The 10,890-nt window shown below is 57.6% G+C and carries 7 protein-coding genes; 5 read left to right on the forward strand and 2 right to left on the reverse strand.

Features of this window, described 5'->3' with window-relative positions; all coding sequences use genetic code 11:
* Nucleotides 1-6 precede the first annotated feature (6 nt).
* From hemA to K5Q35_RS08670, 3 genes are all read left to right on the forward strand, one after another.
* Nucleotides 7-1,221: a 5-aminolevulinate synthase gene (hemA, locus tag K5Q35_RS08660; protein ID WP_220799264.1), complete on the forward strand. Its 1,215-nt coding sequence runs from the start codon at nt 7-9 to the stop codon at nt 1,219-1,221.
* 310 nt (nt 1,222-1,531) lie between these two features.
* Entirely contained in the window at nt 1,532-2,593 is a 1,062-nt protein-coding gene (locus tag K5Q35_RS08665) for a glycosyltransferase family A protein (RefSeq protein WP_013962992.1), read from the forward strand.
* A 133-nt stretch (nt 2,594-2,726) separates the two neighbouring features.
* On the forward strand, nt 2,727-4,151 hold the full coding sequence (locus tag K5Q35_RS08670; protein ID WP_220799265.1) for an oligosaccharide flippase family protein: 1,425 nt from the start codon (nt 2,727-2,729) through the stop codon (nt 4,149-4,151).
* 33 nt (nt 4,152-4,184) lie between these two features.
* Here K5Q35_RS08670 and K5Q35_RS08675 read toward each other — a convergent pair whose 3' ends face one another.
* Together K5Q35_RS08675 and K5Q35_RS08680 are read right to left on the reverse strand one after the other, a co-directional pair.
* Entirely contained in the window at nt 4,185-5,180 is a 996-nt protein-coding gene (locus K5Q35_RS08675) for a glycosyltransferase family 2 protein (protein WP_220799266.1), read from the reverse strand.
* A gap of 197 nt (nt 5,181-5,377) precedes the next feature.
* Complete coding sequence (locus tag K5Q35_RS08680; RefSeq protein WP_220799267.1) at nt 5,378-7,018, reverse strand: GMC family oxidoreductase; 1,641 nt, start codon at nt 7,016-7,018, stop codon at nt 5,378-5,380.
* Between the two features lie 296 nt (nt 7,019-7,314).
* Between K5Q35_RS08680 and K5Q35_RS08685 the strand changes: the two genes are divergently transcribed.
* Nucleotides 7,315-8,301 carry a TAXI family TRAP transporter solute-binding subunit gene (locus K5Q35_RS08685; RefSeq protein WP_220799268.1) on the forward strand — a complete coding sequence of 329 codons (987 nt, stop codon included), beginning with the start codon at nt 7,315-7,317 and terminating at the stop codon, nt 8,299-8,301.
* Between the two features lie 115 nt (nt 8,302-8,416).
* Nucleotides 8,417-10,645, forward strand: a complete 2,229-nt coding sequence (locus tag K5Q35_RS08690) for a TRAP transporter fused permease subunit (RefSeq protein ID WP_220799269.1) — start codon at nt 8,417-8,419, stop codon at nt 10,643-10,645.
* Nucleotides 10,646-10,890 lie beyond the last annotated feature (245 nt).

A 10,890-nucleotide genomic window follows, 5' to 3' on the forward strand; every position in this document is an offset into this window, starting at 1 on the left:
ACCTGCATGAACTACGACGCCTTTTTCGCTGATAAACTGGACCAACTGCGCGCCGAAGGGAACTACCGCGTTTTTGCGGAGCTGGAACGGAACGCCACCGATGCGCCCCACGCCACGATGCATGGGGCCGACAAAGCGCGGCCCGTGACGGTCTGGTGTTCCAACGATTATCTGGGGATGGGCAAATCGGCATTCGTGCGTCAGGCGGTGGCGGATGCTGCACTGCAGGACGGGGCCGGTGCCGGGGGCACGCGCAATATCTCGGGCACGGCCACACAGCACGTCGCGCTTGAGGCCGAATTGGCGGATTTGCATGGCAAGGAAGCCGCACTGCTTTTTACCTCGGGCTATGTGTCCAACTGGGCCAGCCTCAGCACGTTGGGTGCGCTTCTGCCCGGGTGCACCATTCTTTCGGATGAAATGAACCATGCCAGCATGATCGAAGGTATCCGCCACAGCCGCGCGGACAAGGTTATCTGGAAACACAACGACCCCGAAGACCTCAATCGCAAGCTCGAGGCGCTGCCGAAAGGAGGCGCGCGCCTGATTGCTTTTGAATCGGTTTATTCCATGGATGGTGACATCGCGCCCATCGCGGAAATCCTCGATGTGGCCGAGGCGCATGGGGCCATGACCTATCTCGATGAGGTGCACGCGGTTGGGCTTTATGGCCCGCAAGGCGGCGGCATTGCCGAAAGAGAGGGGCTGGCGCACCGCGTGTCCCTGATCGAGGGCACATTGGGCAAGGCCTTTGGCGTCATGGGCGGCTATATCGCGGGATCAGCCGTGATGTGCGATTTCGTGCGCTCTTTTGCCAGCGGGTTCATCTTTACCACAGCCTTGCCGCCGGCATTGGCCGCGGGTGCGCTGACGTCCATCCGGCATCTGCGCCGCAGTGATCTGGAACGCCGCCGTCAACAGGCCAATGTCGCCAAGCTGCGCACGCGCCTTGATGCGATGCGCCTGCCCCATCTGGACAACCCCAGCCACATCGTACCGGTGATGGTTGGTGATCCGTTCAAAGCCAAATTCCTCAGCGACACCCTGCTGGAACAACACGGCATCTACGTGCAGCCGATCAATTACCCAACGGTGCCAAAAGGCACGGAACGGCTGCGGATCACGCCGTCGCCATTGCACACTGACGCAGATATCGACCGGCTTGTCGGCGCGCTGTCCGATCTTTGGTCGCAATGCGCGTTGAACCGGGCGGTTGCCTGACGTCGCTTAGGGTACTCAGCCATTTCATCGATGCGCTGAGCCGCCATCATAGTGCATCTGCCAAACGCCGGTGCACTATGGTGTTTTGATTGGATTCGCGTTCGTCGCTGGGGTTGTGGCGCAAAGCGCGATCAACGTAGCGGCGCGCACCAAAAACGCCGGATCAGCATAAAACCCACGGTCCTTTAAGAATTTTTAAAAAATCGAGCGGATTATAGTGGGGTGATGTCCGGAGGCGCATTTTTCCCTTTCCAATGCGGCGATCTAGATTGATAAGCTCGGCTTGGTTCGGTGCATAGGCGTGGATAAGATGAAACTGTCAGAAGTTGAGACCTTGGTGACAGTTGTCATACCGGCATATAATGCCGAAGCAACAATCGGCACCACCCTGAACAGCGCGCGCGGACAGTCTTATCAAAACCTTGAAATCATCGTTGTGGTGGATGGCGCCACGGATGGCACCGAGGCCATCGCACGTCATCATGCGCAGCAGGATGATCGGGTCTCAATTGTTGTCACAGCGAACTGTGGATTATGCCCGGCGCGCAATACCGGGGCGCGGGCTGGTTCAGGTGCGTTCATAGCCCCTCTGGATGCGGATGATATCTGGCACTGCGACAAGATCCAAAAGCAGCTTGATGTGTTTGCGGCGGGCGGCGAGGACATGGGCATGGTCTACACGCTTTTCCGACGGATTGATCAATGGGATTACCTGATCCGCGATGGTGCTGTAACCTGCTGGTCTGGTGATGTTTTCTGTGCCTCATTGCTGTATAATTGCGTGGGAAACGGCAGTTCGATCATGGTCAGACGCCGCGCTTTCGAGCAGGTTGGCGGCTATTCGATGGAATTGAACAGGGTAGGGTGCGAAGATTATCTGCTTCAAATCCTTGTCTCGCATGATTGGATCGTTGGCGTCGTTCCCGAATACATGACGGGCTATCGATACGATCACGAGTCGATGTCCAGAAACCACGTGCGCATGGCGTTGGCGCGGCTGAAAATGCTGGATATCGTTTCTCAGCGGCATCCTGACGTACCTGAAAATGTCATGCATCTGGCGCAGTCTCAGGCGAGGGCTGAACTGGCGATTGCAAGCGCGAGAGCTGGAAATATAGCCAAGGCTGTGTCCGAAATTTCAGGGGCATTGCGCATTAACGCCTCCTCCACCATGGCCTATTCCATCTATCGCCTGCGAGATTTTGCCTACCGTTTTATTCGCACATCCGGGGCAAATGTCAGACGCAATAAGCCGCCCAAGTTCGAAGATATGGATCCCAAAACTCATTATGGTATATCCTATCATCCGCTCAGGTCCCGGACCATGCGGCGTCTTCTGCGTCAAACGACCCTTCCGACCAAGCAATGTTGATGGCATTGTCAGGCAGGGGAAAGACATACCGACGCGATTGCGTAAAACGTGCCTTGCGCCTTGTTATCCCGGTGGCCGCTCAGTCCGCTGAACGAAGGTGCGCGCCAGGCTCATTGACCGTTCGTCAAGTCCTATGAGCCTGCGTCGGGCGATACGCGACAGGATCCTGAGCCGTCCTGCCGTTCTGGCCGCCCATGCGGTCACTCTCTTGGTCTTGTCGCGGCTGTTGACCCCGGCTGAATTCGGATTGTTCGCCCTTGCCGCTGTCGCCCACCAGATGGCGGTTTCCCTCGCCGATCTTGGCATAAAGACCCAATTACTGAACAGCCCGTCGCTGGACCCGCATCGCCACGGTGAGGCTTTCGGCTTGGCGCTGGCCTCTGCCTGTCTGGTCGGGGCGGGTTTTCTGGGAATTGTGCTGCTGCTGCCCGATGCGCTGGTGCCGCCGTCATTGAACCTGACGCTGTGGATATTCGCAGCTTCGGTGTTGCTTGGGCCGCTCGAATTGCTGTTCAACATCCCTTTGATGCAGAGCATGCGGTTCGGGCTGATTTCCGTGGTCAACGTTTTTGGTGCATGGATCCGCTGCGGCGTTTCAATCGTTGCCGCGCTCTATGGGGCTGGTCCGGCTGCACTTGCGGCGGGACTGCTGGCGGAACAGATCGTTTCGTTTATCATGTTTGCCATTGCAAGACGTAAAGAGACGGTACCTGCACCGCGCATGACAGGGTGGCGTAGTCTGATAGAAGACGGTGCGCGCCTGAGCGGAAATCAGGTGATCCGCCACCTGAGCGAGCTGGGCATCATGGGGGCGATTTCCGGCTTTCTCGGCGTTGCGACACTCGGGATCTACAACCGGGCTGATCAGGTTGTGAAGCTCTTCGACAAGATATTTCTCAACAGCATGAGCCCCGTGATCCACCCGGCTTTTGTTCAGGCGATCAAGAACAAGCATCACCCTGCAACGATTTATCTCAAGAAAGTGGAGCTTCTGACCGCGTTGATCTGGCCAGCCTTCGCAATGATCGCAATCCTTGCGGACCCGCTGTGTCGCATCGTTCTTGGCCCCGGGTGGGATGCGGCACCCGTTATCGTTCAGCTCTTGGCCCTGATCGGTATCGCGCGGCCCTTTACGCAGATGAATCAGGCACTGTTTATTGCTTTAGGTGAATTGCGTCTCAGCACGCGCCTTGACGTTCAACATCATATCACGCGTGTGGCGTTGGCCAGTGGTGGTGCATTGATCTCCCTTGAAGCGGTGTGCGTCGCCCTCGCGATTTCATATGTCATCGACGCCATGCGCCAGACCCGTGCATTTGCACGCTCCACCGGCTATGAAAAAAGGCAGCTTTTGAGCGTGGTTCTGAACGCTATGCTGCTGACGGGTTGCACGGCCGGACCTGCGGCGATGGCGTTGTACTTTGTCGCGACCGGGAATGCTATTGTGCAATTGCTCGTGGCTGCGACGGCGGGTGCCGCGGGTTTTATTCTATGCGTTTGCGTGATGCGCAATGTGCTGTTCGACGAAGCGCAAAAGGTTCTGAAACGTATCCTGTAAGCGCTCGGGACGAAGGGACAGGACCACGATGGATCACCTTCGGAAACGCTTGCGCAGTTTGCTCACCCATTGCCATATCGCAGATGGCAGAACCGCCTTGGCGATGGCGAATGCTGCGCTGCTGCCTAGTGTGGCGGGCAATGCGAGACGCGGCGAATAGAAAAGCGCGCTGATCCAATATCTGAATGCCAGCCACACATCGCCCTGCCGGGCTGCAAGCAATGACCAGTATGCGCGCACCAGACCAAAATGCCGTCGGCGCGCAAACACACCGATTTCGCGCAACAATGGTTGGTGATTGCCGAGAAATTGCTCGTGACCTTTCTGCATGCGTCGCACGTTCGATGTGATTTGTGCCGACCTGATGCGATAGTCCACGAGCGCCTGTGGACATTGAACGAGTGTGGATTTGCGCTCCCACAGAATACGCAGCCAGCAATCCACATCATTGTTTGATTTCAGGGCCGTATCAAAACCACCGCCAGCCGCAAAAGCCTCTCGACGGACAAGCACGCCGGTTGCGCTTTCGGCGGGCGTTGCAATGAGCATCTCACCTGCATCGAAGAACTTTGCCTCACTCTGCTGAGTATGCGTGCGATGGACCGGCTCCCCCAGATAGTTGACCTCGCGCCCGTCCTCGTCGATCCGCCGGTAAAGGGGGCATGCGATATCACTTTCGGGAAACGCATCCAGAGCGCCCACGAGCTGAGCCAAGGTCTGGGGCGACCAACGATCATCCGCGTCAATGAAGCCCACAAGCTCGCCTCTTGCCTCAGCGACACCGCGGTTGCGTGCCGAGGAGGCACCCCCGTTCGGTTGCCTCAAAATTCTGAGTTGCTGGGGCTCCAGAGAACACCTGTCTTGCCGCGCCGCAAGAATTTCGGCTGTGCCGTCGGTGGATGCGTCATCGACAATGATGAGTTCGAAGGAGGCATAAGACTGGGCAACAATTGATCCGATTGCTTCGTCAATGAAGCCCTCAACATTATGCGCCGGCATTATGATGGAAACGCGCGGTACTTGTTCCAAATCTCAACGCTCCGCTAAAACTCAAGGCGACCCCCATCCGCTATCATCGTGATGACCGAGCCTCAAGCTGCGAAGGGACCTGCCGGGGTGGAAGATGGGTGAAACGGCAACGTTTGATCGACGTCGTGGCCGCTGGCGGCGAAATCGTCAGGCGTGGGTTTGGGCCCGCTGTCCAGACCGCCAGAGCCTGTGTGATGTTACGCCGATGCGTCCGCGTCACTCTTCGCCTTCATTTCCGCAGCAGGCAGAGGCGCAAGACCCCGCACCATATCCGCGGCCTTTTCGCCGATCATGATCGTGGGGGCATTGGTGTTTGACGCATTGATCCGGGGCATAATGGACGCGTCGCAGACCCGCAGGCCACTTATCCCGATCACGCGCAACTCCGGGTCGACAACGGCATCAGGCCCTTGTCCCATCCGACATGTGCCGACGGGGTGGTGGTCAGTTTTCGCGATCTTGATGGCATAGCGCAGCAGGTCCTCCTTGGTTGCGCATGGCCCCGGCAAGACCTCGGTTGCAACGTATTTTGACAAGGCGGGTTGCGCCATGATCTCGCGGGCGATCTCAAGACCCTTTAACGATATCTCCCGATCATAGGGGTCACCCCAGAAATTGGGATCAATCAGAGGCGGCACATTGGGGTCAGATGACGCCAGCCGCACAGACCCACGCGACCTTGGCCGCACCAGCGCGCTGTTGAGCGTGACACCTGCGCCATTTATCTTGACGATCCCTTTCTCAATGCCCGACCCCTGACCCAGATGGAATTGAAGATCGGGGTAAGGGGCGTCTGGATCTGCATACCAAAAGCCCCCCGTTTCAAAGAGAGATGCCGTAGCAGGCCCGGTTTTCGTGAGATAATACCGCAAACCCGCCAACAGAGTGCGATCAATGCGGTCGGTTCCGTCGTAGGTATGCCGCCCGGTGCATTGCGATATCGTGCAGAGGTCAAGGTGATCCTGCAGGTTTGACCCAACACCGGGCAAATCAAGCGTCACATCAATGCCCACGCTGCGCAGATGATCAGCAGGGCCAATGCCCGAATGCATCAACAGGCGCGGTGAGCCGATGGCGCCGGATGTAACGATCACTTCGCGGTCCGCACGGATCAGGACATCAGCACCGTTTTCACGCAGGATCACCCCGACCGCTTTGGCGCTTTCAAGCTTGATGCGCGAGACTTCAACGCCTGTACGCAGGGTCAGGTTGGCGCGCGCTTGGGCGGGTTTCAGGAAAGCCCGTGCACAAGACGAACGTCTGGCGTCACGCTGGGTCAGTTGATAAAACCCACACCCTTCCTGACGTACCCCGTTGAAATCAGGATTATACGGAAGACCCCACGCCTGCGCCGCTTCTATGAACGCCGTGCAGATCGGTAGGGCACCGCGCGGCATCGACACGCCAAGCGGCCCATCCTCGCCGTGATACAAGTCGGAAAAGGCCTCATTACCCTCAGAGCGTTTGAAGTACGGCAGAACCTCGCGATAGCTCCATCCATCGCAGTTGTGGTTTTGTGCCCAATTGTCGTAGTCGTGCGGGTTGCCGCGCGCATATATCTGCGCGTTTATCGAAGAGCCGCCGCCGATGACCTTGGCCTGCGTGTACCAGAGCGATCGCCCGTTCAGCCCTTTCTGGGGCACGGTGGACCAGCCCCAGGATGCAATGCCTTTTGTCATCTTGGCAAAGCCCGCGGGGATGTGAAACAGCGGATTACGATCAAGCCCTCCCGCTTCCAAAAGCAAGACTGACGTGTTTTCATCCTCGCTCAACCGCGCCGCCATGACACAACCCGAAGACCCACCGCCCACAATGATATAGTCGTAAACCTCCAGCAATACCGCTCCTCAGATTTGTAACCGAATAGTTACACCAGTAAGGCCCCGTTGCCTTCAGGATGTCAACGCGCCCGCGGAAATCTCGTTTGAACGGGCATTGCAGCCTCCGGGGAGCGCGACGCAGAGCGGTGGCTTTATCAGGAATGTGATCAGGCATCGGCAAAAATTACCTTATACTGATTGCTTAGCGGCTAAATGACGCCTAATTACGAGAGTACACTCGGCGCGGGTCGTCGGGAGATAACAAGCGTGGTGCACCCAAAAGCGCCCGAAATGAACACGTGGAGGAAGATTTTATGAAAACGCCCGCTATTATTGTGGCAACAGCCTTGCTGAGCCAAGCTGCATTTGCCGATGGTCATGAAGACCGCACGGGATGGCCCGAAAGCTTTACGGTTGCGACCGCGTCTCAGGGCGGCACATATTTCGCATACGGATCGGGCTGGGCGAATCTGGTCGCAGAGGAATTGGGCATTAGTGGCGGCGGTGAAGTCACCGGTGGCCCCGGTCAGAACATGGCGCTGGTGCACACGGGTGACGCGCAATTCGGCATGACGACCATGGGTCCGGCAGCCGAAGCCATCGCGGGCGAGAGCCCGATTGCACCGGGGCTGCAAATGACGAATTCATGCGCGATGTTCCCGATGTATCAAACGCCATTCTCGGTTACGACACTTGCATCCTCCGGAATTACGGCGATTGCCGAAATTCCTGAAGGTGCGCGCATCGGGTTTGGCCCCGCGGGTTCAACGTCTGACACGTATTTCCCGCGCATGATGGACACACTTGGCGTCAACTACGAGCGCCGCAACGGATCCTGGAGCGATCTGGGTGGTCAGCTTCAGGACGGTTTGCTGGACGTTATCGCTTTTGCGGCGGGCGTGCCCGTTCCTGCGGTCAGCCAGCTTGAAGTGCAAACGGATGTGAACATCATCGAGTTCACAGCAGAAGAGCAGGCAACCATTATGGAGACCTTCCCGGTGGCGGCCTATGCGATTGCCGAAAGCACCTATTCAACGCTTCAAGCCGATGCACGCTCGGTTTCGATGTGGAACTTTGCGATTGCCAACTGCGATCTGCCCAACAGCTTTGTCAAAGCGGTGGTCGATATCATCATGTCAGACAATGAGCGTATGATGAACATCCACAAGGCCGCTCGCACGACTGTGCCTGAAAACTGGGACAAAAACGGCGGTGTGATCGCTTGGCACCCAGGTGCCGCAGAGTGGTTCATTGAAAACGCCGGGGCCGACATCCCCGCCGATCAAATCCACAGCAAGTAAACCCACAGCCCCTGAGCTGCGCCGCTGGCGTGGCTCAGGCCGGCCCAAATTTCCTGCACGCATCTAAAAAACCGATGTCGTGCAGACGTCGCTCACAGCGAAATGGAGCCCAGCCATGGTCAGCACCCCCCAGCCAGACAGCGCGGTCGAAAGCCCGATCAACACGCAAGGGGTCGATGACGAACCGCTTGGCAGCAACCAGCGCGTATTCGAGGGGCGCACCAAATTCCTGATCGCTGCTTTTGCGGGGGTCTATGCGTTGTTCCACATGGCGGTTCTGAACGGTTGGTCAATTGGTGGCTGGACGGGTGTTTACATCCCCTACCTTCCCGTTTTCCCGATGGAGACGTGGAACTTCCGGATCGTGCATATCGCCGGGGCGCTGACGCTGGGCTTTTTGCTCTATTCTGCGCGGGGCTTCTCGGACCAGCCACAGCGTCGCAATCACCCGCTTGATATCGTCGCATGTATCGCGCTGCTACCCGCGCTTTATGCCTGTTTCACCGCTTTCGGTTTCGCGCGCGATATCGCGGGTGGCACCATGTGGAACGGCATTGATCCGGCGATCAGGTCCGCTGAAATCTGGCATTATGGCGTGCCTTTGATTGTTGCAACCAGCATTGGCGTTCTCGTCGGCTGGATGCGTGCGCCCGAACGGGGCAGGCTGTCTCCTGCGGACCTCGTGCTGATCATCTGTGCGGCTGGCGTCGCAATTTACCTGATCACGATTTTTGGCACCTTGATGCGCAATGCAACGGGCACCCCCTTTGCCCCCATCGGGATGAGCCTTGCCGCCGTCGCTGGCACCGTTCTTATCATGGAGATGACGCGCCGGGTTGCGGGTCTCGCCCTGATCGTGATTGCCGGTATTTTCCTCGTCTATGTCTTTGTCGGAGAACGCCTGCCGGGATTCCTCAATGCGCCTGATATCACATGGCAGCGGTTCTTTAGCCAGGTCTATACGGATGCGGGAATTCTGGGGCCGACCACGGCTGTGTCTTCGACATATATCATTCTGTTCATCATCTTTGCCGCGTTCCTGCAGGCGTCCAAAGTAGGCGAATACTTTGTGAACTTTGCTTTTGCCGCAGCGGGGCGCGCGCGCGGTGGCCCTGCGAAAGTGTCCATCTTTGCCAGCGGTCTGATGGGGATGATCAACGGAACGTCTGCGGGCAATGTGGTCGCTACTGGTTCACTAACGATCCCGCTGATGAAAAAGGTGGGGTACAAACCGACCACTGCGGGCGCGGTTGAGGCTGCGGCCTCGACAGGCGGTCAGATCATGCCGCCGATCATGGGCGCAGGTGCCTTCATCATGGCCGAGATTACCGGCATTCCTTACACGGACATCGCCATCGCCGCGATCATTCCGGCCGTCCTATATTTCGTGTCCGTCTATTTCATGGTGGATTTTGAGGCGGCGAAACTGGGCATGCGCGGCATGCGTGAAGATGAGCTGCCCAAGTTCCGCGACATGGTGCGCCGGGTCTTTCTGTTCCTGCCAATCATCATCCTGATCGCTGCCCTTTTCATGGGGTATTCGGTCATTCGTGCAGGCACGCTTGCCACAGCCGCCGCCGCCGTGGTGAGCTGGTTTACACCCTACCGGATGGGGATCAAATCGGTCTCGAAAGCCTTTGAACTGGCAGGGATCATGTCCATCCAGATCATCGCGGTCTGTGCCTGTGCGGGTATCATTGTCGGGGTCATTTCGCTGACGGGCGTCGGGGCGCGGTTCTCTTCTGTATTACTGAGCATCGCAGACACAAACCAGCTGCTCGCGCTGTTCTTTGCCATGTGTATTTCGATCCTGCTGGGCATGGGGATGCCGACGACTGCGGCCTATGCCGTTGCCGCCAGCGTCGTCGCACCCGGGCTTGTGCAGCTGGGTATTCCGGCCCTGACGGCGCATTTCTTTGTGTTCTACTTTGCTGTCGTTTCGGCCATCACGCCGCCTGTTGCCTTGGCCAGCTATGCGGCGGCAGGTATCTCGGGCGCAAACCCGATGGCCACATCTGTCGCCTCTTTCAAGATCGGGATTTCAGCCTTCATCGTGCCGTTCATGTTCTTTTACAACTCGGCTTTGTTGATGGATGGCACATGGTTCGAGGTTCTCAGAGCAGCGGTCACAGCCGTTTTGGGCGTCTACCTATTGTCCTCCGGGGTGCAGGGCTGGTGGGCTGCAAAACGTGCGAATGTCGGGATACGAGTCGCGCTGATCGTCGTTGCCTTGTTCATGATCGAAGGCGGGCTTGTCTCTGACCTGATCGGTGTCACCGGGGCGGTTGCGTTGTTTTTTGTGTCCCGTTTTACGGGTCAGAGCACCGCGAATAAGGAAGCGTAAAGCGCAAGCAGTAATCGATTTTCGTCAGGTTTTTCTTGAATGGCGCGATAACGCGCTAAAAATGCGCGTCTGATTCTGATATGATGACATAAATTCGCGTTGGACGTGTGCGGGGCTGGGTCGTTTCGACAATCGCGTTTTTTCTACCGAGAACATTGCGGGACGCTGAGGCCCGCTCCCGACTTAATTTCCCGAATTGCCGGAACCCGGCGGGCCGTACCGCCCTTTGTGCTGGATCACGGTGA

The sequence above is a fragment of the Roseobacter sp. OBYS 0001 genome (genome assembly GCF_019654895.1).
GTDB classification, from domain to species: domain Bacteria; phylum Pseudomonadota; class Alphaproteobacteria; order Rhodobacterales; family Rhodobacteraceae; genus Roseobacter; species Roseobacter litoralis.